The 24,434-nt window shown below is 58.4% G+C and carries 25 protein-coding genes; 15 read left to right on the plus strand and 10 right to left on the minus strand.

The window, feature by feature from the left end; translation table 11 throughout:
• Positions 1-62: 62 nt before the first annotated feature.
• Complete coding sequence (locus NFS22_RS11560) at positions 63-1,589, minus strand: GAF domain-containing protein (protein ID WP_251317910.1); 1,527 nt, start codon at positions 1,587-1,589, stop codon at positions 63-65.
• 556 nt (positions 1,590-2,145) lie between these two features.
• Positions 2,146-3,819: a formate--tetrahydrofolate ligase gene (locus NFS22_RS11565; protein WP_251317911.1), complete on the minus strand. Its 1,674-nt coding sequence runs from the start codon at positions 3,817-3,819 to the stop codon at positions 2,146-2,148.
• Positions 3,820-4,288: 469 nt separating this feature from the next.
• Between NFS22_RS11565 and nhaC the strand changes: the two genes are divergently transcribed.
• The 5 genes from nhaC to NFS22_RS11590 all read left to right on the plus strand — a co-directional run bounded on the left by nhaC (position 4,289) and on the right by NFS22_RS11590 (position 9,187).
• Entirely contained in the window at positions 4,289-5,827 is a 1,539-nt protein-coding gene (gene nhaC / locus NFS22_RS11570; RefSeq protein ID WP_251317912.1) for a Na+/H+ antiporter NhaC, read from the plus strand.
• Positions 5,828-5,860: 33 nt separating this feature from the next.
• Positions 5,861-6,355 (plus strand): hypothetical protein, encoded by a 495-nt coding sequence (locus tag NFS22_RS11575; RefSeq protein WP_251317913.1) that lies wholly within the window; start codon positions 5,861-5,863, stop codon positions 6,353-6,355.
• Between the two features lie 110 nt (positions 6,356-6,465).
• Positions 6,466-8,034: a histidine ammonia-lyase gene (gene hutH / locus NFS22_RS11580; protein ID WP_251317914.1), complete on the plus strand. Its 1,569-nt coding sequence runs from the start codon at positions 6,466-6,468 to the stop codon at positions 8,032-8,034.
• 3 nt (positions 8,035-8,037) lie between these two features.
• Positions 8,038-8,829, plus strand: a complete 792-nt coding sequence (locus NFS22_RS11585; protein ID WP_251317915.1) for a histidine racemase CntK family protein — start codon at positions 8,038-8,040, stop codon at positions 8,827-8,829.
• A gap of 19 nt (positions 8,830-8,848) precedes the next feature.
• Positions 8,849-9,187, plus strand: a complete 339-nt coding sequence (locus NFS22_RS11590) for a YerC/YecD family TrpR-related protein (protein WP_251317916.1) — start codon at positions 8,849-8,851, stop codon at positions 9,185-9,187.
• A 37-nt stretch (positions 9,188-9,224) separates the two neighbouring features.
• On the opposite strand, the gene NFS22_RS11595 is transcribed toward NFS22_RS11590, so the two are convergent.
• Positions 9,225-10,397, minus strand: coding sequence for an SH3 domain-containing protein (locus NFS22_RS11595; protein WP_251317917.1), 1,173 nt, complete (start codon positions 10,395-10,397; stop codon positions 9,225-9,227).
• Positions 10,398-10,639: 242 nt separating this feature from the next.
• On the opposite strand from NFS22_RS11595, the gene NFS22_RS11600 reads away from it, so the two are divergent.
• From NFS22_RS11600 to NFS22_RS11640, 9 genes are all read left to right on the plus strand, one after another.
• Positions 10,640-12,064: an AAA family ATPase gene (locus NFS22_RS11600; protein WP_251317918.1), complete on the plus strand. Its 1,425-nt coding sequence runs from the start codon at positions 10,640-10,642 to the stop codon at positions 12,062-12,064.
• Positions 12,061-12,657 carry a hypothetical protein gene (locus NFS22_RS11605; protein ID WP_251317919.1) on the plus strand — a complete coding sequence of 199 codons (597 nt, stop codon included), beginning with the start codon at positions 12,061-12,063 and terminating at the stop codon, positions 12,655-12,657. Before NFS22_RS11600 ends, NFS22_RS11605 begins: the two co-directional genes overlap by 4 nt.
• Positions 12,654-13,580: an Imm26 family immunity protein gene (locus tag NFS22_RS11610; protein ID WP_251317920.1), complete on the plus strand. Its 927-nt coding sequence runs from the start codon at positions 12,654-12,656 to the stop codon at positions 13,578-13,580. Before NFS22_RS11605 ends, NFS22_RS11610 begins: the two co-directional genes overlap by 4 nt.
• Positions 13,581-13,584: 4 nt before the next feature.
• Positions 13,585-14,124, plus strand: coding sequence for a DUF2716 domain-containing protein (locus NFS22_RS11615; RefSeq protein ID WP_251317921.1), 540 nt, complete (start codon positions 13,585-13,587; stop codon positions 14,122-14,124).
• The gene (locus NFS22_RS11620; RefSeq protein ID WP_251317922.1) at positions 14,108-14,569 is read left to right on the plus strand and encodes a hypothetical protein; all 462 of its coding nucleotides are present in this window, start codon (positions 14,108-14,110) and stop codon (positions 14,567-14,569) included. The genes NFS22_RS11615 and NFS22_RS11620 overlap by 17 nt, the downstream gene beginning before the upstream one ends.
• Positions 14,566-14,877 carry a hypothetical protein gene (locus NFS22_RS11625; RefSeq protein WP_251317923.1) on the plus strand — a complete coding sequence of 104 codons (312 nt, stop codon included), beginning with the start codon at positions 14,566-14,568 and terminating at the stop codon, positions 14,875-14,877. Before NFS22_RS11620 ends, NFS22_RS11625 begins: the two co-directional genes overlap by 4 nt.
• Before the next feature lie 48 nt (positions 14,878-14,925).
• Positions 14,926-15,261, plus strand: a complete 336-nt coding sequence (locus tag NFS22_RS11630) for a cupin domain-containing protein (RefSeq protein WP_251317924.1) — start codon at positions 14,926-14,928, stop codon at positions 15,259-15,261.
• Positions 15,258-16,565, plus strand: coding sequence for a tRNA (N(6)-L-threonylcarbamoyladenosine(37)-C(2))-methylthiotransferase MtaB (gene mtaB / locus NFS22_RS11635; RefSeq protein ID WP_251317925.1), 1,308 nt, complete (start codon positions 15,258-15,260; stop codon positions 16,563-16,565). The genes NFS22_RS11630 and mtaB overlap by 4 nt, the downstream gene beginning before the upstream one ends.
• 66 nt (positions 16,566-16,631) lie before the next feature.
• Positions 16,632-17,327, plus strand: coding sequence for a coenzyme F420-0:L-glutamate ligase (locus tag NFS22_RS11640; RefSeq protein ID WP_251317926.1), 696 nt, complete (start codon positions 16,632-16,634; stop codon positions 17,325-17,327).
• Positions 17,328-17,366: 39 nt separating this feature from the next.
• Here NFS22_RS11640 and NFS22_RS11645 read toward each other — a convergent pair whose 3' ends face one another.
• The 5 genes from NFS22_RS11645 to NFS22_RS11665 form a co-directional block, all read right to left on the minus strand.
• Positions 17,367-17,840, minus strand: a complete 474-nt coding sequence (locus NFS22_RS11645) for an SMI1/KNR4 family protein (RefSeq protein ID WP_251317927.1) — start codon at positions 17,838-17,840, stop codon at positions 17,367-17,369.
• Entirely contained in the window at positions 17,837-18,397 is a 561-nt protein-coding gene (locus NFS22_RS11650; protein WP_251317928.1) for a prolyl-tRNA synthetase associated domain-containing protein, read from the minus strand. The genes NFS22_RS11645 and NFS22_RS11650 overlap by 4 nt, the downstream gene beginning before the upstream one ends.
• A gap of 83 nt (positions 18,398-18,480) precedes the next feature.
• Positions 18,481-19,338: an amidohydrolase family protein gene (locus tag NFS22_RS11655; RefSeq protein ID WP_251317929.1), complete on the minus strand. Its 858-nt coding sequence runs from the start codon at positions 19,336-19,338 to the stop codon at positions 18,481-18,483.
• Positions 19,339-19,429: 91 nt separating this feature from the next.
• A complete protein-coding gene (locus NFS22_RS11660) occupies positions 19,430-21,004 on the minus strand; it encodes a sodium:solute symporter family protein (protein ID WP_251317930.1) in 1,575 nt (524 codons plus the stop codon).
• Positions 21,005-21,555: 551 nt separating this feature from the next.
• Positions 21,556-21,756: a DUF4177 domain-containing protein gene (locus tag NFS22_RS11665; protein ID WP_251317931.1), complete on the minus strand. Its 201-nt coding sequence runs from the start codon at positions 21,754-21,756 to the stop codon at positions 21,556-21,558.
• Positions 21,757-21,970: 214 nt separating this feature from the next.
• Here NFS22_RS11665 and NFS22_RS11670 point away from each other — a divergent pair, with 214 nt between their 5' ends.
• Positions 21,971-22,123: a hypothetical protein gene (locus tag NFS22_RS11670; protein WP_251317932.1), complete on the plus strand. Its 153-nt coding sequence runs from the start codon at positions 21,971-21,973 to the stop codon at positions 22,121-22,123.
• A 402-nt stretch (positions 22,124-22,525) separates the two neighbouring features.
• Here NFS22_RS11670 and NFS22_RS11675 read toward each other — a convergent pair whose 3' ends face one another.
• Complete coding sequence (locus NFS22_RS11675; protein WP_251317933.1) at positions 22,526-22,957, minus strand: hypothetical protein; 432 nt, start codon at positions 22,955-22,957, stop codon at positions 22,526-22,528.
• A complete protein-coding gene (locus NFS22_RS11680; protein ID WP_251317934.1) occupies positions 22,954-24,174 on the minus strand; it encodes a recombinase family protein in 1,221 nt (406 codons plus the stop codon). Before NFS22_RS11680 ends, NFS22_RS11675 begins: the two co-directional genes overlap by 4 nt.
• Between the last annotated feature and the right edge of the window lie 260 nt (positions 24,175-24,434).

Below are 24,434 nucleotides of genomic sequence, written 5' to 3' on the forward strand. Positions count from 1 at the left end.
GGGCCTATACTTGGATTTTTACCCCCAATTTCGATTGCATATTGCGTTTGACGGGCCTTTAATCAGCGGTTCCCTAAAATTCCATTGATCGGCGTACGGAGATCGTGGGACATATGGGAGAGAAATTCACTCTTTGCAGAATTTGCCCGTCTTACCCGTTCCAGCAGCTCCATGATGGACTGCTCCTGTTTCTTCCGCGCCACCATGGTCTCTGTGATGTCCTGGTGGTAGCCGTGCAGGCAGGCACCCGGTTTTTTAAACGTTTTATCTGGCACGCCGCCGCAGCGGACATAAATTTTCCCCAGCTCCGGATGCTTCCAGGGATAGATTACCTCGCCCCGTCCGGTTTCCAAAATTTGCAGTACCGCGTCCTGCACCATATCCACATAGTCCGGCTCAATATTTTCAAACCAGATCCGGTAGCACTCCTCCGGATCGATCTCATCCGGTGCACCCAGGAGAATCCGCATCGTGCGGTCCGGGTACATCCTTGGCTGGCAGCCCTCTTCCAGCTCAATGGTCCAGATGCCGGTTCTGGCGCCCTCCAGAATGTCCTCCAGGCTCTGCCGCGCCTCCAGCTTGTATTTTTCCTCCTGCTCCACCACGGCATTGATGTCCCGCTGGGCAAAGATCGCGCAGTTCTCCTGAGCCGTCTTCTCTGTGGCGGAAAAATGAAGCTCCATGTGCTTCAGCCCGGAACAGCTGTCGTTCACCTGGTATCGAACGGAGAACTTTTTCTTTGTTCTGAGCTGAGCAAGCACATAGTCCTTCTTTGTCACGGCGCGGAGCCGCTCCCGGTCCCTGGGAACCACATATTGGGAAATATACCGCTCCACCGCCGTCTGGTAGCCGTCCTTAAACTGGGCGGCCCAATCAATCCCCGTCTGTTCACTGCTCCGGTAGACCTCGCATTCGCCGGTATCGAAGTTCACCTGATAGATGCCCAGATAGTCCACGCTGAGGGCATGGAGCACGTTATAGCTCCGCTTTTGCAGCTCCCGGAACAGATTCCGCCGCTTCAGGGAGGATACGATAAAATACGCCGCGGTCTGGAGCATATTGGACGCGTATTCCAGCGACCGCACAGGGGGATTGTCCACGCCGTAAAAGCCAATGATCCGTTTGCCGTCATAAAGGGGAACCACCACAAGGGCATGAACATCCTGCCGCTTCAGATTTTCATACTGAAGCGGCTCCGTTTCCCGGATATCCTCCAGGCGCTCAATTACGATATGCTTGCCGACCCGGAACTTCCGGTACCAGCTTGCACATACCTCCGGGGGAACATTTTGGAGATATTCCTTTTCCGGCTCCACCCCGTCAGCCGCCCACTCATAGGTGTTATCGTCGCCGCCCGACTCATTCTGCTCAAATATGTAGGTCCGTTCCCCATTCAACGCTTTTCCCAAGTGCTCCAGCAGCACCTCCAGGGACTGGTCGGGCGTTTCCTCCAGCAGGGCGACGCGAAGGCCCTCATTGATAACGGCCTCCAGATTCTGAACACTCCGCATACCGCTGTGCCGCTCCCGTTCCCAGATCAGCGGAGCTTCATCTCCAGTCCGTTTTAAAAGTTCCCCTGAATAGTCCATAAGCCCGCCCTCCATATAGCCCGCTTTCCGGCCATAGCCGCCGCGGCGAGTTCCGGCATGGAGAGACAACTCCTCACCGGAAAGCGCCGTTTTGGTGTCATTCCAATTTGTTTCTGTGGTTTTACCGCAGAAAATTAGAAAAGTCGGTGTCATGATATCACATGTCCCTACTTTCGTCAATACAAAAGCACAGCTTGGCGGGCAACAGCATTTGAAATAAACGAGAGATATGTGGAAGAACATTGCCTGTTTTGAGCGCAAAAAAACAGCGCCGGTAAAACCGGCGTTGTTTTTTGGTCATTAGCCCCGGGAAATCGCGCCCATGGGGCAGGTACCAGCGCAGGAGTTTCTCACATCTGTATCACAGAACGACACAAGCATATCCCATTCAAAATTTATTTATTCTTCCGCAGTTCCAACCAGGCTCTCCCCTTTGTGGGGGAGCTGTCAGCCGCAGGCTGACTGGGGGGCGGTCTTAGGCTGCCTTCTTTTCGGATGGACTTCCTCCGTCACGGCTTCGCGTGCCACCTCCCTCAGCGAGGGAGGCTTTTTTGTCTTAGAACAGTCCGGAAATCACGCCGTTCTCGTCGATATCAATGCGCTCGGCGGCGGGCACCTTGGGCAGGCCGGGCATGGTCATGATGTCGCCGGTGAGGGCCACGATAAAGCCGGCGCCGGCGCACACCTTCAGGTTGCGGACGGTGACCTCAAAGCCCTTGGGGGCGCCCAGCAGGGCGGCGTTGTCGGAGAAGGAGTACTGGGTCTTGGCCATGCAGATGGGCAGATCACCAAAGCCCAGGTCGGTGAGCTGCTGGGCCTGCTTCTTGGCGTTGGTGGTGAGCACCACCTTGTCGCCGTGGTACACCCGGGTGACAATGGTGTTCAGCTTCTCCTCGATAGAGGCCTTCTCGTCGTAGACGAAGGAGAACTGGTTGGGCTGCTCGCACAGCCGGACAACCTCCTCGGCCAGGGCCTTGCCGCCCTCGCCGCCCTTGGCCCAAACCTCGCTGAGGGCCACGTTGACGCCCAGCTCATTGCACTTCTTCTCCACCAGGTCCAGCTCAGCCTTGGTGTCAGTGGGGAAGGCGTTGATGGCCACCACGCAGGGCAGGCCGTAGACGTTCTTCACGTTGTCCACGTGCTGGAGCAGGTTGGGCAGACCCTTCTCCAGAGCCTCCAGGTTCTCGTTGTTCAGCTCGGGCTTGGGCACGCCGCCATGGTACTTCAGAGCCCGGACGGTGGCCACAATCACAACGGCGGAAGGCTTGAGCCCGGCCTTGCGGCACTTGATGTCGATAAACTTCTCAGCGCCCAGGTCGGCGGCAAAGCCGGCCTCGGTCACGGCGTAGTCACCCATTTTCAGGGCCATGCGGGTGGCCATGACGGAGTTGCAGCCGTGGGCAATGTTGGCAAAGGGGCCGCCGTGGATAAAGGCGGGAGCGCCCTCCAGGGTCTGCACCAGGTTGGGCTTCATGGCGTCCTTGAGCAGGGCGGCCATGGCTCCCTCGGCCTTCAGGTCGTGGGCGGTAACGGGCTTGCCGTCGTAAGTATAGGCCACGATCATCTTGCCCAGCCGCTCTTTCAGGTCGGTGATGGAGGAGGACAGGCACAGCACCGCCATAATCTCGCTGGCCACAGTGATCTCAAAGCCGTCCTCACGGGGCACGCCCTGCATCTTGCCGCCCAGGCCGTTGATAATGTGGCGCAGCTGGCGGTCGTTCATGTCCACCGCCCGCTTCCAGGTGATCTGCTTGACGTCAATGCCCAGGGCGTTGCCCTGCTGGATGTGGTTGTCCAGCATAGCAGCCATCAGGTTGTTGGCCGCGCCAATAGCGTGGAAGTCGCCGGTAAAGTGCAGGTTGATGTCCTCCATGGGCACCACCTGGGCGTAGCCGCCGCCGGCCGCACCACCCTTCACGCCGAACACGGGGCCCAGGGAGGGCTCACGCAGGGCCACAGTGGCCTTCTTGCCGATCTTGCGCAGGCCGTCAGCCAGGCCCACCGAGGTGGTGGTCTTGCCCTCGCCGGCGGGGGTGGGGGTGATGGCGGTGACCAGGATCAGCTTGCCGTCGGGAGCTGTGGTTTCGTTGAGCAGCTTGTAGTCGATCTTGGCCTTGTAGTTGCCGTACATCTCCAGGTACTTCTCGTCAATGCCGGCGGCTGCGGCAATTTCGGTAATGCGCTTGGCGGAATGCTCCTGGGCGATCTCGATATCAGATTTGATGCTCATCTTGGTGGACCTCCTGCTTTCTTATTGATTTTGTATTCGGTCTTGAGGCGTGCCTCAAATTTTGACTGTCATCATTATAGCGTACAAAGCCAATTCCGTAAACCACATTTTTTTCTCACATCAGGACAAATTTATTTTTTTCGAAAGAAAAACAGCCTCTCTCCCCACTTTTTTTAACTTCGCCCTCCCGCATCCCTCAAAGTCCTTCTCTCCCAAGGGTTCTTTTTAACAGCAGAGCGCTAATGCACCGCCGCATTAGCAGTAGATTTTAATAATGCACAACCAACTTTTTCGTGGAGACAACTTTTTTGTTGATTTTAACCATTGAGTGTGCTATGATACATTCGTGTCGGGGCTCCTGTTGGAGAGGGGCCCTTTTTCCAGGAAAACCATCCTCCTGGAAAAGGGGATCTGGCGGAGTCGCGAAAATCGGAAGAGGAAACATATTTAAGAAAGAGGGGTACATTCTATGGCAAGTAACGAAAAAACCCGCAACGTGCGGCTGCCCAACGTAGTTGAGGCGCTGCTCCCCATCGCCGTGATGATGGGCCTGATGATCTACGGCCTGAACTTCACCAACGAGCTGTATTACGACGCGCACATGCCGCTGGCTGTGTCCATCGTGGTGGCCTGCGCCGTGGGCTGCTTCTGCGGCCACAGCTTCTCCGACATGCTGGCCGGTATGATCGACCGGCTCAACGCCACCATGGAGGCCATCCTGATTCTGTGCACCGTGGGCCTGCTGGTCGCCTCCTTCATCATGTCGGGCACCATCCCCGCTCTGATCTACTACGGTCTGAACCTCCTCACCCCCCAGCTGTTCCTGCCCATTGGCTGCGTCCTGTGCGCCATCGTGGGCCTGGCCTGCGGCTCCTCCTGGACCGCCACCGCTACCATGGGTATTGCCATGCTGGGCATCGGCGCCGGCCTGGGCATCAATCCAGCCATCACCGCCGGTATGGTCATCTCCGGCGCCTATGTGGGCGACAAGTTCTCCCCCCTGTCCGACACCACCAACCTGGCCGCCGCCGTGTCTGAAACCGGCCTGTTCGACCACGTGACCGCCATGGTGTCCTCCACCGCCCCCACCTTTGTGATCGCTATCGTCCTGTACGCCATCATCGGCTTTGTCACTGGCGGCGGCAACTATGACCCCACTTTGGCCACCGAGCTCCAGGCCGCTTTGAAGGAGGGCTTCAATATGAGCCCCGTCCTGCTGTTGCCCATCCTGGTGGTTATCGGCGCGTGCATCATGCGTCTGCCCGGCCTGGTAGGCATCGCCCTGTCCGTGGGCACCGGCGTGCTGTTCACCATCGTTTTCCAGGGCGTGGAGAGCCTGGCCGAGATCTTCAGCATCCTGCATTACGGTTTTGAATTCGAGTCCAGCAATGAGCTGGCCTCCAGTCTGCTCACCCGGGGCGGCATGGACCACACCATGTGGACCATCAACCTGATCCTCCTGGCCGTGGCCTACGGCGGCGCCCTGGAGCGCTGCGGCTGCACCGAGACCCTGTTTGGCGGCCTCAAGAAGCACCTGAACTCTGTAGGCAGCCTGGTGTTCGCCACCATGGCCACTTCCCTGTTCTGCGACGCCACCATGTGCGACCAGTTCCTGGGCATCGGCGTCCCCGCTCCTCTGTACGTAGAGAAGTACGACGAGCTGGGCCTGGGCCGGAACATGATGTCCCGCACGCTGGAGGACTGCGGCACCTTGTGGGCCGTCATGTTCCCCTGGACCGGCTGCGGCGCTTACCAGCAGACCACCCTGGGCATGTCCCCCTTCGTCTACTTCCCCTTCGCCTTCGTAAACCTGCTCAATCCCATTTACGCCGCCATTACCGCCTTTATGGGCCGCAACATCTTCTGGGCTGACGGCTCCTACACCAACCTGCTGGGCAAGACCAAGGCCGGCAAGCCCGCCAAGGCTCCCGCCGAGGCCCACGAGAAGGCCCTGAAAGCTCTGGAAGCCCGCCGCGCCGCCGGCAAGGCCCCCAAGATCAACGCCTGATCCGTCTCTTTTAAGTCAGAAAGGAATTTGCCTGTGAGCAAAACATCTCTCCCCTGGGCCGGCCTGAGCGGCCCCATCTACACCCCCCGGGAGCTGAAACCCCGGAAGCCCCACGTTACTTACAGCTGCTGGGCCATGGTAGTGCTTCTGCTGGTGGGCGGCATCTTCACCCCCTTCAAGATCGCCCTGATTTTCAGCGCACTCTATGCCCTCACCCTGCTGACAAAAAAGGACGTGGCGGTGACCCAGCGGGGGCTGGAGATTTTCTATCAGATGAGGATCACCACCAACTACAACTTCTGGCCCTGGGAGGAGATCAACGCCATTGTGGTCGAGGACCGCAACCATCCGGAGCTGATCGCGCTCCATTTAGGGCGCGGCAGCGCCAGCAAACGCTTCTTCTTCACCCGTCAGGACACCCAGGATATTCTGATCCTGGCCCGTGAAAAGCACCCTGGCGTTCCTATTCGCCAGCTTAACGACGCCCCCCGCTCCAAGGGTTTTTCCCGCAAGAGCAAGGGTATTTAACCGCCCGCGGCCCTCAGAGGGACCCCTCCCTTTTGGGGGCCGCCCCTGTATTTTGGACACTCCCGGCGTTTAACCCGCCGGAAAATATAAATAAAGTGAGGTAATTCCCCATGATTATGAATCCTTCCGCCACCAAGCATGTCGTCTTAGACGGCCACAGCCTGAATCTGGAGAGCTTTGTGGCCGTGGCCCGGTACAATGCCACCGTGGAGCTGGCCGGCTCCGCCCTGGAGGCCATGAAGAAGTCCCGGGCTCTGGCCGAGAAGATCGCCGACGAAGGCCGGGTGGCCTACGGCATCACCACCGGCTTTGGCGACTTCCAAAAGGTTGCCGTCCCCGAGGAGATGAGCAACCAGCTGTCCACCAACCTGATTTTGAGCCACTGCACCGGCGCAGGCGAGCCCTACGCCGAGGAGGTAGTCCGGGGCATGCTCCTGCTGCGGGCCAACGCCCTGTGCGGCGGCGTGTCCGGCGTGCGCCCCGTCCTGGTGGAGATGATGATTGAGATGCTCAACAAGGGCGTCCACCCCTGGGTGCCCCAGAAGGGCTCTCTGGGCTCCTCCGGCGACCTGGCCCCTCTGGCCCACATGACCCTCCCCCTGCTGGGCAAGGGCCAGGCCTACTACCAGGGCCAGTTGATGGACGGCGGCGAGGCCATGTCCAAGGCGGGCATTGCCACTCTGGACACCCTGGTGTGCAAAGAGGGCCTGGGCATGACCAACGGCACCTGCGCCATGACCAGCGTGGGCTCCCTGGCCCTGTACGACACCATCTGCGCCGCCCAGTTGGGCGATGTGATCGGTTCCATGGACTTTGAGGCCCTTACCGGCCTGCGCAACGCCTTCGACCCCCGCATCCATCAGGTGCGCGGCCAGAAGGGTCAGATGCTGGTGGCCGAGAATATGCGCAAGCTGCTGGCCGGTTCCGAGATTCTGGACAACTGCCAGACCGACCGGGTACAGGATGCCTACGCCCTGCGGTGCATCCCCCAGATCCACGGCGCCGTCCGTGACGCCCTGGACTATGTCCGGGACAAGGTGGAGATCGAGCTCAACGCCGTCACCGACAACCCCCTCATCTTCCTGGAGGACGAGGCGGTCATCTCCGGCGGCAATTTCCACGGTGAGCCCATGGCCATCCCCTTCGACACCCTGGGAATCGCCTGCTCTGAGATTGCCAACATCTCCGAGCGGCGCACCGAGCGGATGGTCAACGCCGCTTTGTCCAACGGCCTGACCCCCTTCCTCACCACCAAGCCCGGCGTCAACTCCGGCTTCATGATCGTGCAGTACTCCGCCGCCTCCATGGTGTCGGAAAACAAGGTGCTGGCCCACCCCGCCAGCGTGGATTCCATCCCCTCCTCCGCCAACCAGGAGGACATCGTGTCCATGGGCACCACCGCCGGCCGCAAGGCAGGGATGATCGTCCAGAACACCTTCTCCGTGCTGGCCGACGAGCTGCTCACCGCCTGCCAGGCCATTGACGTCCGCCGCCGTCTGGGCACCCACGGCCAGGGTATCGCCCCCGTCCATGAGGCCATTCTCAAGCACGTCCGTGAGAAGGTAGACTTCTACGAGATCGACCGGGAGATCTGGCCTGACATCCTGGAGGTAGAGAAGATGATCCGCAGCGGTGAGCTGCTGGATATCGTCAAGGAATACATCCCCGACTTCCAGTAAGCTGTGAAGCTCAAGGTTTTGCGCGCCGACCCGGCGGGCAATATCACCCTTTTCGTTCTGGACCCGGTCCCCAAAGGGGACCGGGCGGCCCTCGCCGCCCGGCTCATGGCCCTGCACGGATCTGATGTGGAGCAGGTGGGGTTTGTCTGCTCTCCTCTCCACGACACCGCAGGCCGGCTGGAGATGGCCGGAGGCGAATTCTGCGGCAACGCCGCCCGGGCCTTTGGCATGCTGCTGGCCAGCAGGCAGGGCGGGGCGGACCAGGTTCAGGTGGAGGTCAGCGGCTGTGTCCGGCCTGTCACAGTCAAAATCCACTGGTCCCGCCATGCCGCCCAGGCCGAAATGCCTCTGCCCCGGGAGGTACGCCCCGTCCAGATAGGGGACCGCCCCGGCACTGTGGTGGATTTAACGGGCATTGCCCACCTGGTTGTGGAAGATGTCCCCCCCAGCCTGGAGTTTTTCCAAAGGGCCGAACCTCTTTTTGCGGATATCTCAGGCCTAGAGGCCTACGGCGTGATTTTTCTGGACCGCGCCAGTGGGACCATGACTCCGCTGGTCAAGGTCCCCGCAGCGGGCACACTGGTGTGGGAGGGCAGCTGCGGCTCAGGCTCTCTGGCCGCCGCTGTCGCCCAGAGTCAAAACGCCCCTGACGGCCCCTTTGTCCGGTCCTATGTTCAGCCCGCCGGCACGGTGGAGGCCGCCGTAGTGCGACGTAAAGGTGAAGTGGTATCCGCTTATATCGGCGGCCCGGTCATACTGGACCCCCCTGGGGTGGTCGAGCTTTCAGTTATTTGAGCAAGGAGGGTTATTCCCCATGCCTCGTATTCGCAACGACCCCAACGATTCCATCGACGCGCTGTTTCACGCCATTTTGTCCCTGCGGGACGTGGATGAATGCTACCTCTTTTTTGGCGATCTGCTCACCGTGCAGGAGCTGTCCGCCTTTGCTCAGCGCCTCCAGGTGGCCCGCATGCTCTCCGAGGGAAAGACCTATGAGTCCATCCGCGCCGAGATATCCACCAGCAGTTCCACCATCACACGGGTAAACACTGAACTGCGTTACGGCTCCGGAGGATACAAGATGGTGCTGGATCGTATGCGGGAGCTCTCCTCCCCCGAAGATGAGAGTCCCACCCAGCCAGAACAAGAATAACAAGGTCCGCTTCCCGGCCGGGAAGCGGACCTGTTTTTTATCCCACAGAGACGTAGTCCTTGGACACATAGCCAATGTTATCGCCGGAGTAATTGATCTTGTAGTAGCCGTTCTCCTCGCCCAGGATGGTGATAGAGGCGCCGTTTTGGGCGCTGGCCACAACGGGATGCTCCTTGCCAGGACCGGAGCGGATGTTCAGCCCCTTCTCCGCGTTGACAATCCTGCCTCTGGAGCCCACAGCGGCGGTGCCGCCGCCCTTGCCCTTACAGGTCAGGGAGGTCTCCGCGCTCACATCACCGCAGGTGGCGGTAATGGTGACCTTGACGTCAGAACTGCCTGTATTCACGTTGGTCACCAGGCCGGTGGAGTCCACGGTGGCCGCTGTCACGTCGCTGCTGGTCCAGGTCACATCCCCCACAGCCCCTACGGGGAGCAGGTCGGCTGTCATCTGGAGAGTTGCGCCGTTATTCACGGTGGCGTCATTGTTGTTCAGCGAAATCGACTGGAGGGCCGGGGGAACAACGATAGAGTTGTTCCCGGAACTCACACTGCTCTGACTGCCCTTCTGGCTCTGACTGCTGCTCTGGCTGCTTGAATTGCTCTGGCTGGAGTTGTTTGGCTTCCTGCCGCCAAAGATGGGCGCGCCCACAAAGCGGAACACAATGAACAGCGCGCTGGCGATCAGGGCCAGGGACACCACCAGTCCGGCAATCTGGATGGGGTTGACCGGCCTGCCGTAGCCGCCGCCCCGGGTGTTGGCCACCCGCTTGCCGGCAACCCCGCCCCGTCCGGGCCGCTCGTCACAGAAGGGACATCGCTTGTAGGTGACAGAGTAGTCCTCACCGCAGTTCTCACAGCGGATCACGTCGGCCCGCCGGGGGGAGGACTGCCGTCCGCTGGAGCTTCCCGCGCTGCGGGGCGCCGCGGGGCGGCGCTCTCCATAGCCCCCGGCACTGCGGGAGCTCTGGGACCGCTCCCCGTAAGGGGAGGTGCTGCGGGATGGGGGCCGTTCGCCGGTGCTGCGGGTGGACTGGGGCTGGGTCCCATAGCCGCCGGTCCGAGTGCTCTGGGGCCGCTCCCCGTAACTGGAGCCGCTGTGAATCTGCTGGGTGGGGCGCTCATCATAACCGCCGGTGCTGCGGGGAGGCACTGTACGGCGCTCACCGCTGTCGCCGCTGCCGCTGGGCGGGAGAGTTGTTTTGTCTGCCATGGTTATTTCCTCCAAGTTTCCGTAAAAAGACTGTTTCAAAAGATAAGATGTTTTCTATTTTACAGGTATTTTTCCTTCCCGTCAACAAGTTCCGGTGGAAATAACAAAAAATTCACGATTTTATGTCAATCTCCTCCACCCGCTCCCAACATCTTGTGTCAGGGCCGGAATTTGTCCCCTACTTGACCTTCCGTCCCCTTTTCACTATAATAGTATCACCAAAATGTAGGAGATGTTCCGCCATGTCTACCGCCATCACCGCCAGTGAGGTTCACAAGCAGTACACCGAGGCTGCTGCCGCCTTTCGCAAGCTTATCCCAGACCCCTCCCTGCGCCTGACCTTCAGCCGCCAGGTGGACGGCTACATCCGCCAGTACGTCCTGGGGGTGTGGCAGGCGGACAACGCCAGCTCCATCACCCCCCGGCACGTGGAGTTCTACAACGCCATCTGGACCCCCGGCAACCCGGTGCCCTCCGCCCTGTACTGGGAGGTGGCCTCCGGGGTGGCCAACTTTGACCTGTTCCAGCCCCCCGCCTTTTTCCAGGACCTGCGGCAATACGACCGGAGGTCGGGCACCGCCCTGGCCCGGAGGTTTGCCGACCAGCTGACCCTCCTTCTGCTCCTCTTTGCCGCAGTGGACGGGGTGGTCAGCGAGAGCGAGGCGGGCTTTGTCAATGCCTGCAATGACGCCCTGCTGGAGCTGTGCGACAAGGACGGCCTGCGTGCCAACCGCCCCGCCATCCGGGTGGACCAGTTTGTAACCCCCAGGTCCGGCCAGCCCGCCGCCCCCGCCGTAAAGGAGGAGGCGGTCCCCGCCAAGCAGGAGAAGCCCTCCCCCGCCGAGCCCGAGCCCACCCTGGACGAGCTGCTGGCCCAGCTGGACGCCCTGTGCGGCCTGGACAAGGTGAAAAAGGATGTAAAAAGCCTCATCAACCTGGTCAAGGTGCGCAAGCTCCGGGAGGAGGCCGGCCTGCCCGTGCCGCCTATGTCTCTGCATCTGGTCTTTATGGGCAATCCGGGCACTGGCAAGACCACGGTGGCCCGTCTGCTGGCCAAGATTTACCACGTTGTAGGCGTGCTGTCCAAGGGCCAGCTGGTGGAGGTGGACCGCTCCGGGCTGGTGGCCGGGTTTGTGGGCCAGACTGCTCTGAAGGCCCAGGAGGCGGTACAGAAGGCCATTGGCGGGGTGCTGTTTATCGACGAGGCCTACGCCCTGGTCAACGCCGACAGCGCCAACGACTTCGGCCACGAGGCCATTGAGGTCATTTTGAAGAACATGGAGGACCACCGGGACGATCTGATCGTTATTGTGGCGGGCTACACCGACCGGATGGAGCAATTTATCCACTCCAATCCGGGGCTGGAGTCCCGGTTCAACAAGTACTTCTTCTTCGAGGACTACGACGGAAAACAGCTGATGGAGATTTTCCGCTCCATGTGCGGGGCCAACGGCTACACCCTGTCAGAGGAGGGGGAGAAGTTTATGGAAAAAGACCTCCAGGAGCTCTACGAGGAGCGGGACGAGAACTTCGGCAATGCCCGGGACGTGCGCAACCTCTTCGAACAGGCGGTGGCCCGCCAGGCCGACCGGGTGTCCCAGCTGGAGGAGCCCACCAAGGAGCAGCTCATGGAGCTGCTGCCCGGAGATTTGGAGGAACCGATATGATCTATCCCTATGATGAAGCAACATTCCAGAAGCACCTGGCCATCATGCGCCACGAAAAATACGAGCGGTTTGAAAAGTACCTTGTGCGGATCAATTTGAAGTGGAACGGCCCGTATTCCGGGCGCTCCCAAGCGATTTTGCGTGCGATTGGCTTCCAGGAGGGTCGGGAGGAGCTGCTGAAAAACACCCTGGGCTTTGTCACCGGACACATCCGGACCCTCTACGAGACTTCGCTGGAGGCCATGCTCCCGGTGTTCGGCCCCGGCGGGGTGGGGAGCGAAACCGAACACGGCGTGGTGAAAACTCTGGCCGACCTCCACAACGCCCGGTCGGAGCAGGACTTCATTCGCGAGATTCAAATCAATCTGGATGATGTAAAGGACGATATCGCGGTGTTTTCCTTCATTTCCGAGCTGGAATATGAGTATGAGGCCCCGGAGGACGGCTGTGAATTTGTCTTCGACCACGACCAGCTGCTTTTCTGGGGGGACGGCAATACGGGAGATCACATTTTCGACTACGCCGACGAATTTTGGAACGGCAGCAGATGTGAGTTCACCGGGCCGCTGCCTGCCGGGGAGGAGTCCTCATGATAACGCTCTGGGGCTGGGAGAAGAAGCCGCGGACCATGCTGCGGTACATCAAGATCGGGGATATTTTCTGCTTCCGGTACGGCCACCGCACCTACCGCTTCGGGCGGATCATGGCGAAGGTGATCTTCCACATCGTGGAAATTTTCGATTGCGCCTCCGACCAGCCGGTCATCACCGAGGCGGACATCCTCGCGGCAAAACGGCTTCTGGTGACACCGCTGGACACCTACCGCCTTTTCGACCGGAAGAGCGAGGGGGAGTGGCGGATCGTCGGCCATCAGGAGGACTACACCCCGCCGGAGGACGCGAGGGACATCTGGTTCTCCTGGGGAGACAGCGACTGCGGCAAAAAGTCCAACGTCTTTGACCAGACAGAGCCCATCAGTAAAGCGGAATGGCGCGCCCTGCCGCCCCTCTCCCCCGGCGGGGACTATGATGTGAAGCGGGATGTTGCGAAGCGGCTGATCGGGGCGGTGGACTGGTACCGGTATGAGACCGCCTACGGAAACGCCGCCCAGGATATCCCCCATTTCCAGTGCGGACAGACCCCCAGCGTGCCCCACTCCCTGGAAAAACTGTTCTCCGGGAACTGGAACAAGGCCATGCAGGCCGCCAGCGACCTGTGGGCAGGTCTGTGCCACCAGCACGCCTATGTGTCCTCCGCCGCCCTGCCCGCCTATGACTTCCTGATACTCGCCCTGCAAGAGGCGGACGACAAGCTAAAGGTGGAGCTGCTGGACATTTTCCTGGGCTTTGCCGTCTGCACCGGGCGGTTCAGCTCGGACGCCCTCTGGCCCCGCCAGCTGCGGGACAAGCTGACGGCCGACCTGCCCATATTTGCCGCCCTTGCCGCTTCGGAACACGAGGAAGTCTCTGATTTTGCCCAGGACATTGTGACGGAATTGACAAAGAAGGAGGCGTAACAGCGTGGAAACCTTTTATACCATCTTGGAGGAGCCGGAGGTCCGGGCCATTTGGGACCGGATCTATGAGGGGCTGGCGTTCGAGCCCAGCATTCGGAAACACGTCCTGCCCTTTCAGATTTCGGCGCCCTATCTGGTTTTGGACCTGGCCTGTGCCTCAGCGGAGCAGCTGGATCAGCTGTTTGCGGAGGTCCCCCAGGCATTTTCCCGCTGTCTGGGGGAGGACGGCTGGATGTACGCCCTGGACTGGCAGCACAGCGGCTTCCGCTACGACCCCCGCCTGCCGGTTACAGAACACACGCACTGGGTGGAGGACGAGCACCTTGGACGCTACAACGCCTATTTCCCCGACCTCTATCCCGACGGGGACTACTACTTTTTTGTCCAGCGGGATTTAAAGTGGGGCTGGCTGGGCCACCCCTGGCGGCAGGAGATTTGGATCTTTGGCGATCCCCTCCTGGATGCCCTGTCCCCCACGCTGGAGCGGCTGGGCTTTCCGGTAAAAAGGGGGAAAACGGAGGGGTACTATGGAACCGAATCTTGAGCGCCCCTACTACCAGGACACGGGCCGCCGGCCCTATTTGTACTACGCCGCCATCGGGGGGGAGGCGGAGGAGCTGCACGTCTCCCGCTCCCGGCACCACGTGGAGGAGATGCCCCTGGGGCTGAATCTGATCAGTCTCCAGCGGCCGGAGCACAGCGAGTACATAGACCGACTGCTGGGCGGCACGCTGGGGAAAATCCTGGAGGAGCGGGACCACACCCTCTATGAAGCGGCCAAGGCCGCCCAAAGCTGGCTGGTCCTCCAGGGGGAGGTCCAAAATGACGGTGCCCTGGACTACCTGCGCAGCGCTGTGGGGTTTGTCCAGGCGGCGGTGGAGACTGGAGCCGTGGCGGTGCTGGACTTGCAGACCCTGGAGCTGTACTCCGGGAAGGGGTGGACGGAGCAGGTCTTTGTCCCCGGTTCCGCCCCTGCGAGCACGCGGTGATCCTGAGCTCCCCCTGTGAGGACGGGACCCTCTGGTTCCACACCCGGGGGATGCGGAAATTCGGTCGCCCGGATATCGGCCTCACCGGCGTCCCCCAGGGGGAGACCCAGCGGGCGGTGGCGCTCCTGAACCAGATGATCTACGTTGAGGCTCTGGGCGCAGTCTTCACCCGCAGCGTGGGCCTGCATCTCAGCGAGTGCGAGACCTGCGTGGTTCACCCGGAGCTGACCGGCGACCTGGAGGACCCGGGCTACAACAACGAGCATTACAGCCTCCGCTGGGAGGAATGCGAATTTGAGGACGCGTAGGGGCGGGTAATACCCGTCTTGCAGATAAAAAACAAGGAGGAAATCAATATGTTAATTAACTTCAACCAGCTTCCGGAAAATGTCATCCCCCACATGCGGGGGGGCGAGGGCCAGGTGGTCAATCGGATGCACGTGGACGGGGACAACAAGATCATGAAGGGCCTGCTGGCCCCCGGCTGCACCATCGGCCTGCACACCCACGACACCAGCAGCGAGATCATTTACATCCTGTCCGGCACGGGCAAGGTGCTGTGCGACGGCGAGTACGAGCCCCTGTCCGCCGGGTCGGTCCACTACTGCCCCAAGGGCCATGAGCACAGCCTTATCAACGACAGCGACGGCGATTTGACCTTCTTCGCCGTGGTTCCGGAGCACGGCGCATGACCGTCGCTTTTTACACCCTGGGCTGTAAGGTGAACCAGTACGAGACCCAGGCCCTGGAGCAGCTGTTCACCGGGCGGGGCCACACCTTGGCCCCCTTCGAGGGGGAGGCGGACGTCTACATCATCAACACCTGCACTGTCACGGCGGTGAGCGACAAAAAATCCCGGCAGACCATCCGGCAGGCCCGGAAGCGGTCGCCGGAGGCTCTGGTGGCGGTGTGCGGCTGTTACCCCCAGACCCACCAGTCGGACATGGCGGACCTGCCCGTGGACCTGGTGGCGGGCACCGGGGACCGCCTGGGCTTTGTGGAGCTGGTGGAGCAGGCCTGGGCGGAGCGCCAGGAAAAGATCACCGCCCTGGACGACGTGATGAAGCGCCGGGTCTTTGAGCCCCTCCCCGCTGGGGGGCTGGAGGGCCGTACCCGTGCCATGCTCAAGGTGGAGGACGGCTGTGTCAACTTCTGCACCTATTGCATTATCCCCTACGCCCGGGGCCCAGTCCGCTCCCTGCCCCTGGCAAGTGCGGCAGCGGAGGCGGAACGTCTGGCGGCGGAGGGCTACAAGGAGTTGGTCCTCACCGGGATTGAGATTTCCTCCTGGGGCCTGGATTTAGAGGGAAAGCCGGAGCTCATCGACCTGATTGAGGCGGTGTGCGCCGCCGCCCCGGACTGCCGCATCCGGCTGGGCTCCCTGGAGCCCCGGACCATCACCGAGGCGTTCTGCCAGCGGGCAGTGAACCTTCCCAACCTGTGCCCTCACTTCCACCTGTCTCTCCAGTCGGGGTGCGATGCCACTCTGAAACGGATGAACCGGAAGTACGACACCGCCCGATTTATGGAGAGCGTGGGCCTGATCTGGGACTATTTTCAAACCCCCGTTCCCGCCATCACCGCCGACATGATTGTGGGCTTCCCCGGAGAGACCGACGAGGAGTTTTGTGAGTCCATTGACTTTGCCAAGCGGTGCGCCTTTTCCTCCATGCACATCTTCCCCTACTCCAGGCGCCCCGGCACCCCGGCGGCCTCCATGCCCGGCCAGGTGCCAAAGGCTGTCAAGGAGGAGCGGGCCCGGGAGGCGGCGGAGGTGGCCGCGCGGATGGAGCACAGCTATCTGGAGCAGTGGGACAAGGTGATTGTCCTCTTCGAGGAGGAGCGGGACGGCCTGTGGTGGGGCCACACCCGTCAGTACTGCAAGGTGGGGGTACCCAGCGGAGAAAACCTCCACAACCAGCTGCGGAAGATCCAAATTACAGCGGTGGAGAAGGGCTGTCTTTTGGGCGAATTATTAAATTTGGAAAATAAGTAGCAACCGGGCCGCAACAGTGGTATAATAACCCAGACTTGATTGAACCAATGAGAGGAGTCCTGCTCCATGGAAAACTACAGCGCCAATCCCGGCAAGAATCTGGTCCGCGCCGTAGACGGCGTGGATTATCTGCGCATCCCCGTAAAAACCCACCTGATTACCAAGGATGACGACATGGTGGACGTGGTAAACAAGTACCCCAGGGACAAAATGCAGGCGGGGGACATTCTGTTCATCTCCGAAAAGGCGGTGGCCTGTACCCAGAGCCGGGCCATCCCTATGGAGGACATCAAGCCCCGGAAGCTGGCCGTCACACTGAGCCGCTACGTCACCAAAACCCCCGCCGGTATCGGCCTGGGCATCCCGGAGACTATGGAGATGGCCCTCCAGGAGTGCGGCACCCTGCGGATTTTATTCGCCGCCTTCTGCTCGGTCATCGGCAAGCTATTGGGCAAAAAGGGCTGGTTCTACAACGTGGCCGGCCCCAAGGCCCGGGGCATTGACGGCCCCACCGAGGGCACCATCCCGCCCTATGACCACTACGTGGTCCTTACCCCCGCCGACCCCATGGGGACGGCCAAGCGACTGGCACAGGCGCTTGGATATCCCGTCGCCATTGTGGACATCAACGATTTGGGGGCCAACATCCTAGGCTTCTCCGAGAAACAGCCCACCATGGACTGGCTGGCCCGGGCTCTTGGGGACAACCCCCTGGGCCAGGGGGAGGAATGCACCCCCATGGGCATTTTGCGCAAGGCGTAAAAAAAGCACCGGCTTTCCTGGAAAGCCGGTGCTTTTTTGTCAGATTTGTATGGTCCCGTCCATGATGCGCTCCAAAAATTCCGCAAAGGAGGCGGCAGCCGTTTCGCACGCCTCAAATTCAGGCCCGCGGCCGTACACCACCGAGCCGTCCGCCATAGAGATGGCGTAATAGGCATAGCCATCCCTCACCGACAGGACAATGGGCAGATGCTGGTCCCAAAAATCTTTAATCTGGCCGGTCCACTCCCGGTCGCCCTGTGCGTTTTCCAGGCTGAGCTGTTCCCACTCATTCCAGCGCCAGGCGTGGTCCAGGCGGGTGTCGTAGTCCTCTGCGCACAGGAACCAGACCGTCTCGTCAGGGCTGAACAGCTCGCTGACTGTACCTACAAATTGGAGCCACAGGTGGGGAAGGTTGTGGTATCGGCCGGTAATCCATTGAGGCAGCGGAGGAGGTGATTCCATCTCCACCTGACAGCCCTTGGCCCGCATGTAGTTCAAAAATCGCGCTATCATGGTTCTTCCTTTCTGGGGTCGGGCAGGTCCACATAGACAGGCGGGTGGCCGGTGGACTCCACAAAGCTCAGAAGGTCCTCCCGCTTGAGCTGGAGGGTGGAGGTGGAGATGCCCGGGTGGCCGCTGATGTATTCGTTCGCCATCAGGTCTTTGTCAATGACCAGCTGGACCTGGTGTGATCTGTCGAACAGCAGCTCCAGCGCGGACACGGAGCCGGGGACAGTCTGTAGGTAATCTTGCATATGGCCGTCATCGGCGAAGGACAGCCGGGTACAGCCCAGCTGGGCGGAGAGAAATTTCGTCTTAAAGGGCTTGTCCCCCGGCATCATCAGCAGATAGAAATCGGTCTGCTGCTTATTGCACAAAAACAGGTTCTTGCAGATCTTGGAGCCCAGCACCTGTTCCACCTGGTGGCAGATCTCGATAGTGTCCGCGTGGTCGTGGTCCACCCGGACATAGGGGATGTCCAGCTCCTCCAGCCGGTCATAGATGGCGAATTCCTGAGGAATACGGTTGCCGGCGGGACGGGTGGTATATTTGGTTTGGTCTATGTACATGGTATCGCTCCTTTTTTAAGATAGTCTCTAAAACTCCCTCTGTCACGGCTTCGCCGTGCCGCCTCCCTCAAGGAGGGAGGCTTTCATGTTCCGCATGGAAGCCCCAGCAGTTTTTGGGCATAGCCGCCTAAAATGCCCTCCTTCTCCTCCCGGGTGAGGGGCAGCGCCTCAATGAGGGCAACGCCCTCTTTTTGGTCCCGCCAGGGGGTGTCGGTGCCAAAGAGGACCCGGCCTGGGAACTTGCGCACCATACGGACAAACTGCTCCACCTCCATCAGGGGCAGGTCGGAGGGACCGTAGTAGCCGTCCCCCAGGGGGGAGATGCGGCCCAGGGCAAAGGCGGTGTCCAGATAGACTCCGGTGTCGGGCAGCAGCGCCTCCACCCGGTCCCACTCCCGCCAGCCCCCCATGTGGGCCAGAATCAGGGGCACCGGCCCCACCTGTTTCAGGGCATTCAGCGTCATCTCCGGGGTACAGTGGTCCCGGAGGGGAAAGCCAATATCCCGGCCCGCATGGGTGAGGACGGCCAGCCCCAGCTCGCCGCAGCGGTCCAGAATGCGCAGATAGCGGATGTCATCAAAATCAATGCCCTGGTAAATGGGGTGGAGCTTAACCCCCTTCATCCCCAGGTCCGCAATCCGTGCCAGCTCCCCCTTCCAGCCGTCGAAATCCGGGTGCATGCAGCCGAAGGACCACAGGCCGGTGTCCGGACCGGTGTCGTTGAGGCGGGCTGAGGCGTCGTTGACATGGACCACCTGCCGGGCGTTGGTGGCCACGGGGAGAACCAGGCAGCCATCTATTCCGGCAACGGCCATGGAGGCCCGCAGCCCTGTTTCCGTCCCGTCAGAAAAAGCCGCCGTGTGGCACATGGACTGGAGCTTTTCTATGGTGGCCCCGGCGATTTCGTCGGGGAAGGTGTGGGTGTGGATATCGAAAATCATAGAAGCACGCTTCCTTTCCGGGTAAAAGTGGCGAAGCCCATGGTACAGCATACCACAGGCTCCGCCGGTTGAAAAGAGGAAGAGGGGAATTTTATTGAGGGTCGCCCAGGGCCTGGCTCTTGCGGACGGTGACCTTCTCCTCATAACAGGAAAAGGCGTTGTCCACCAGTTCCTTTTTGGGCTTGGCAGTGATGAGGGACACCACCGGCACAATAATCAGCCCGGCGATCATGCAGAAGGCGCCGCAGTTGATGGGAGAGACCAGCAGGGCGGGGAAGCTGGCGCTCAGGGGAGAGATATCAGCCAGCATGACTGCAGTGGAAAAGATAAAGCTGCACCAGCAGGCGATTTTGGTGGTCCCTCTCCAGTACAGGCCGTAAAGGAAGGGAGCCAGGAAGGCTCCGGCCAGAGCGCCCCAGGACACGCCCATCAGCTGGGCGATAAAGGTGACAGTGGACTTATACTGGATAATAGCCAACACCACCGAGATGGCGATAAACACCACGATCAGACACCGCATGATGAAGACCTGCTGTTTTTCGTCCATTTTTTTCACCACATGGCCCTTGAGCAGGTCCAAGGTGAGGGTGGAACTGGAGGTGAGCACCAGGGAGCTGAGAGTGGACATTGAGGCGGACAGCACCAGAATGACCACCACGGCCAGCAGCAGGTCAGGCAGTCCGGAGAGCATGGCGGGGATCACGGCGTCAAAGCCGCCCACTGGGGTGCCCGCCTCGGTGACCCCCACCACGCCGGCGAACAGCCGTCCAAAGCCGCCCAGGAAGTAGCCGCCCCCGGCCACCACCATGGCGAAGAGGGTGGAGATTACAGTGCCGGTGTTGATGGACTTCTCGCTCTTGATGGCGTAAAATTTCTGCACCATCTGGGGCAGGCCCCAGGTACCCAGGGAGGTGAGAAGGACCACACCCAGCAGATTCACCGGATCAGGGCCAAAGAAGGAGGCAAACACACCCGGAGCGCTGGCCACAGGGCCGGAGGCGGTTTCAGTGGGCACCTGAGCCAGCTTGGTCAGAGCCACCATAAAACCGCCCTGACTGTGGAGCACCGCGAAGATGACGGCGGAGATGCCGAAGAGCATGATAATGCCCTGAATAAAGTCGTTAATGGCGGTAGCCATATAGCCTCCGGCGATGACGTAGACACCAGTAAGGATGGCCATTACAATAACACAAACGGAGTAGTCAATGTCAAAGGCCATGCCAAACAGCCGGGATAAGCCGTTGTACAGGCTGGCGGTGTAGGGGATCAGGAAGATGAAGATAATCACCGAGGCGGCAATTTTCAACGAGGTGGAGCCAAACCGCTTGCCGAAGAACTCGGGCATGGTGGCCGAATCCAGGTGCTGCGTCATAATGCGGGTACGCCGGCCCAGCACCACCCAGGCCAGCAGAGAGCCCAGCACCGCGTTGCCAATGCCCGCCCAGGTGGCGGCAATGCCATACTTCCAGCCAAACTGACCGGCGTAGCCCACAAAGACCACAGCGGAGAAATAGGACGTGCCGTAAGCAAAGGCGGTGAGCCAGGGCCCCACCGACCGTCCGCCCAGCACAAAACCGCTGACGTCAGTGGCGTTTTTTCGGCAGTACAGGCCAATGCCTACCATAACCCCAAAGAACACCAGCAGCATCATCAACTTAATTGCCATATGGAACAGTCCTCTCCTTTACGTCGCTTTGACGCTTTGTACCGTTGAAGTGTAACGCAATAAAGCCGAAATGTCAAGAGGGAATGTTTCTATTCCCCCGAAATTTCCAACGGAAAATGGCTGATTATCTCCAAAAAACCTCGACTTATGGGGATACAAGCAGGATTTTAAGCAGAATTTACTACCAATTTGCAACTTTTGAGGGAAAGAACCTTGATATGCCGTCCGGAACTCTGCAAGCCCAAACACCAGCACACAGCATTGAGAAAGAATAAATGAAAACTGCATACGGCGTATATGCGGCGTTTCTCTATCCCACTATAGGGAGAACAGGAACGCCGCTACAGCCAAATATAGAGGCTAAAAATGCGTCACTCATCTCAAGTTGTCGTTGGGTGACGCATTTCTATATCAATCAGGCCTTGTTTGAAAAATAAACATTGCACAAAGCCTGTGTATAGGATATCAAGAGAACAATTGTCAAGGGGGATTTCACCATAAAGATGAAATCCCCCTGATAAACTGGAAGCTGTCTTATACATCTGCTAGAGTTACTGCTGCTTTCTGAATGTAATTACAAATCCCCCTTTAATCTGTACTGATGTCGCCATGTAATCGTATGTCACAAGTTCCCATCCATCAGCAGCCCTTTCGTTGATTAACTGGTCTAATACTGCTATATCGTTTGCGTCTGCTTTGTCGGAAAACCACTTGGTTCCGACCATCAAAATTTCTGTTTTGTAAGTGTACATGATTTATTTCCTCCTATTATGAATCATAGTTTCCAAAATACAGATTCCGATTTTTCGAATTGGCACTGGCCCAGTATACCATCAGTATAAGCACTTTTCAACCCTCTTTTATAGAAGCGGAGTAGCAGCAAGCAATGCCCCGGTATATACCCGGTGCCGCTTGTTGGTGGCCGATGGTCCCCAAGCCCCTTGTGCATCGGTGCAGCTCCGCCCGATGCACAAGCCGCCGGTGGTGTCTGCTGGCCTGTCCATACTGGGCAGGGAAGGGACATCCGGCGGGCCGCCCCTCGGAGAGCGCACGACTGCCGCAGGCAGTACCGCCGCCCGCTTGCGGGTGGTGAGTGAGTGCGTTCTTCGAGAGGGCTGACAAAGAGAACGGAGCGCCCAGGTCATCCCCGGACGCTCCCGCTTCGGTCCTCTCCTGCTGGTAGATCGCCGTCCCTCCAGCCTGTGTCATTTTGCCACAAACGAACCTCAGTCAACGTATAGTAGTGGTCTGGTGAAACCACCCTTGATACATTACATCCCAAAACAGAGTTCCTAAGAGCTGCCTCAAGCTGTGTTACATAAAATTGCGGTGGTGGAGAATCAGGCCACCGACCGCTCCTTCCGTATTGGACAGATGAAAAATGTTACGTGAATCGGTTGGAAAAATAGTCCCAGGAAGTCCTGAGAGACATCAGGATTTCCCAGGATAAAAAGCAGCATAGATGCGGACACGCAGCAGCTAAAGCACAAATAAGCTGTTTTTATTATGATTTAACCGACCTTATTCAATACCGTTTTCCTGATTTGTGGAACGAAAATCCTCTTGTGTTCCTTCATTTAAATCAAAACACATAGTTTTAGCGTCAGAAACCCAAAAGCCCCGTACCCGATATCGTTTTCCTGGAACCCATCCCTCTCCAACGACACTGCGTAAGGGATCCAACAAGTTTTTATTGCCGATTGTAACAACTCCCTTTTGTTCATTCTTAGGTTTGGAGAATTTAAACGCCTTGGACTCACTGCTTTTGCAGGCGCGTATTGCGAATACCTTTGCTTTCGGGTCGAGCAAACAGAGTACATATGCCGGATAGCCTAGATATTCAATTACTTTTTTTGTAAATGTGACCCCGTTTTGATTAATGAATAAATCCGGATAAGCGTTTACATTAGCGTCGATTGTTTCAAAGTTCAAAGCGGAAAAATCAAAATTCATACTTGTGCCTGCCTTTCGAGTTTAGGATCGGATACTTCTCCAATTATTTTTAAAAATTCTTTGCGGTCATCATAATTCCAGCGCTTATCCAGCACAAAATATCCCTTAAAGAGTCCGTCTTTTATACGTGTTGCTACTATGCGGCTCCCCAACCGCCGGAGTTTTGATGTTCTCTTTACTGTCTGATGTAGAGAAAGAATTTCCTGCACTTTGTTCCAATCATTTTTCTTAATAATTGCATCGTGATGGTTTTCCTTAAAATACTTATTTAAATCGACATTCTTCACCGATTTATGTGTACGAAAATCCTTTGTATATGTCTTTTGCATTAGCGCGTCGCCACAATATTTCTCATTAAGCAGAATACTTCTGACGGTTCCAGGTGACCAATGATCACGCCCCATTGGAGATCTAATTTGCTGTTCTGTTAGAGCAGCTGCAATTTCAGTGGCAGTCGCCCCTTCTAAACAACTGTCGTAAATATACTCTACAATTTTTGCTTCAGTTGGCTCTATAACCAGCCGTCCAAAATGGTCACGATAATATCCGAGTGTATTATGTACAGAAAACTTATAGACACCGTCTGCCATTCGCCATCGGATACCGGCCTTGATTGCTTCGCTCTTTTGCTGCGACTCAAGCTCTGCCAACGCGGACAGGATCGCAATTAGAAGGTTGTTATTGCTATCACCGGTAGAGGTAATGCCCTCTGTTTCAAAAGAAACCGTTACTGGTGGATTCAGGCTGGACAGAATGCGAAGATTATCAAGAATGTCAACAATATTTCTGCCAAATCGGTTAATGCCCTTTGTGAGTATGAGATCAATTCGTCCGTCCACGGCGTCCGATATCATTTTTTGAAATCCCAACCGTTTATTGACAGAAGTACCGCTTATTCCTTCGTCTTGGTATATTTCAACCAATTCCCACATTGGATTGCTTTCGATTTTCTTTCTGTAATGGGATATCTGCATTTCAAAGCTGCCCAGCTGCTGTTCTTCCTGCGTACTCACCCGGCAATACGCGGCCACTCGCAGTTTGGGCGATTCCTGCGCCAAGGGCTCTTTTTTAGGCGGTGGAATTACAATTACACCATTGCCGCCGCGATTTCGAGCAATTTCTTCCTGTAATCTGCGTCTCTCCTGCTCTCTGCGCTCCGCTTTGCTGTTCGTTCTCCTTGCGGATTCTATTTTGTCTGAATCCAGCAGTTTGGCCATACTCCATCTCCTTATAAACGAACAACAATGACATATTTCAATAGGACAGCCAAAAGGTCTGGCTGTGGTCTTTCTCGTAGCCTTTGCCCCGCCAATCGGCGGCAAACTGTTTTGCGGCAGCGTGGCGCTGTGTGTCTGTCATAGCGGCAGCTCCCATATAGCTTTTCCATTATACCATAACGACCTTGAAATGTCATGGTATTATAGAAAATGTCCAGGGTTAAATGCAGAAAAATCCAAAATTGATTTTTATGAAATAT

Origin of the sequence: Flintibacter muris (assembly GCF_943192995.1) — a bacterium.
GTDB lineage: Bacteria > Bacillota > Clostridia > Oscillospirales > Oscillospiraceae > Lawsonibacter > Lawsonibacter muris.

What these genes read in the sequence shown, in the direction of transcription:
- NFS22_RS11560 (WP_251317910.1), bottom strand. Translation starts at nt 1,589, where the DNA reads ATGGACTATTCAGGGGAACTTTTAAAACGGACTGGAGATGAAGCTCCG.
- NFS22_RS11565 (WP_251317911.1), bottom strand. Translation starts at nt 3,819, where the DNA reads ATGAGCATCAAATCTGATATCGAGATCGCCCAGGAGCATTCCGCCAAG.
- nhaC (WP_251317912.1), top strand. Translation starts at nt 4,289, where the DNA reads ATGGCAAGTAACGAAAAAACCCGCAACGTGCGGCTGCCCAACGTAGTT.
- hutH (WP_251317914.1), top strand. Translation starts at nt 6,466, where the DNA reads ATGATTATGAATCCTTCCGCCACCAAGCATGTCGTCTTAGACGGCCAC.
- NFS22_RS11590 (WP_251317916.1), top strand. Translation starts at nt 8,849, where the DNA reads ATGCCTCGTATTCGCAACGACCCCAACGATTCCATCGACGCGCTGTTT.
- NFS22_RS11595 (WP_251317917.1), bottom strand. Translation starts at nt 10,397, where the DNA reads ATGGCAGACAAAACAACTCTCCCGCCCAGCGGCAGCGGCGACAGCGGT.
- NFS22_RS11600 (WP_251317918.1), top strand. Translation starts at nt 10,640, where the DNA reads ATGTCTACCGCCATCACCGCCAGTGAGGTTCACAAGCAGTACACCGAG.
- NFS22_RS11605 (WP_251317919.1), top strand. Translation starts at nt 12,061, where the DNA reads ATGATCTATCCCTATGATGAAGCAACATTCCAGAAGCACCTGGCCATC.
- NFS22_RS11610 (WP_251317920.1), top strand. Translation starts at nt 12,654, where the DNA reads ATGATAACGCTCTGGGGCTGGGAGAAGAAGCCGCGGACCATGCTGCGG.
- NFS22_RS11620 (WP_251317922.1), top strand. Translation starts at nt 14,108, where the DNA reads ATGGAACCGAATCTTGAGCGCCCCTACTACCAGGACACGGGCCGCCGG.
- NFS22_RS11630 (WP_251317924.1), top strand. Translation starts at nt 14,926, where the DNA reads ATGTTAATTAACTTCAACCAGCTTCCGGAAAATGTCATCCCCCACATG.
- mtaB (WP_251317925.1), top strand. Translation starts at nt 15,258, where the DNA reads ATGACCGTCGCTTTTTACACCCTGGGCTGTAAGGTGAACCAGTACGAG.
- NFS22_RS11640 (WP_251317926.1), top strand. Translation starts at nt 16,632, where the DNA reads ATGGAAAACTACAGCGCCAATCCCGGCAAGAATCTGGTCCGCGCCGTA.
- NFS22_RS11645 (WP_251317927.1), bottom strand. Translation starts at nt 17,840, where the DNA reads ATGATAGCGCGATTTTTGAACTACATGCGGGCCAAGGGCTGTCAGGTG.
- NFS22_RS11650 (WP_251317928.1), bottom strand. Translation starts at nt 18,397, where the DNA reads ATGTACATAGACCAAACCAAATATACCACCCGTCCCGCCGGCAACCGT.
- NFS22_RS11655 (WP_251317929.1), bottom strand. Translation starts at nt 19,338, where the DNA reads ATGATTTTCGATATCCACACCCACACCTTCCCCGACGAAATCGCCGGG.
- NFS22_RS11660 (WP_251317930.1), bottom strand. Translation starts at nt 21,004, where the DNA reads ATGGCAATTAAGTTGATGATGCTGCTGGTGTTCTTTGGGGTTATGGTA.
- NFS22_RS11665 (WP_251317931.1), bottom strand. Translation starts at nt 21,756, where the DNA reads ATGTACACTTACAAAACAGAAATTTTGATGGTCGGAACCAAGTGGTTT.
- NFS22_RS11670 (WP_251317932.1), top strand. Translation starts at nt 21,971, where the DNA reads ATGCACAAGCCGCCGGTGGTGTCTGCTGGCCTGTCCATACTGGGCAGG.
- NFS22_RS11675 (WP_251317933.1), bottom strand. Translation starts at nt 22,957, where the DNA reads ATGAATTTTGATTTTTCCGCTTTGAACTTTGAAACAATCGACGCTAAT.
- NFS22_RS11680 (WP_251317934.1), bottom strand. Translation starts at nt 24,174, where the DNA reads ATGGCCAAACTGCTGGATTCAGACAAAATAGAATCCGCAAGGAGAACG.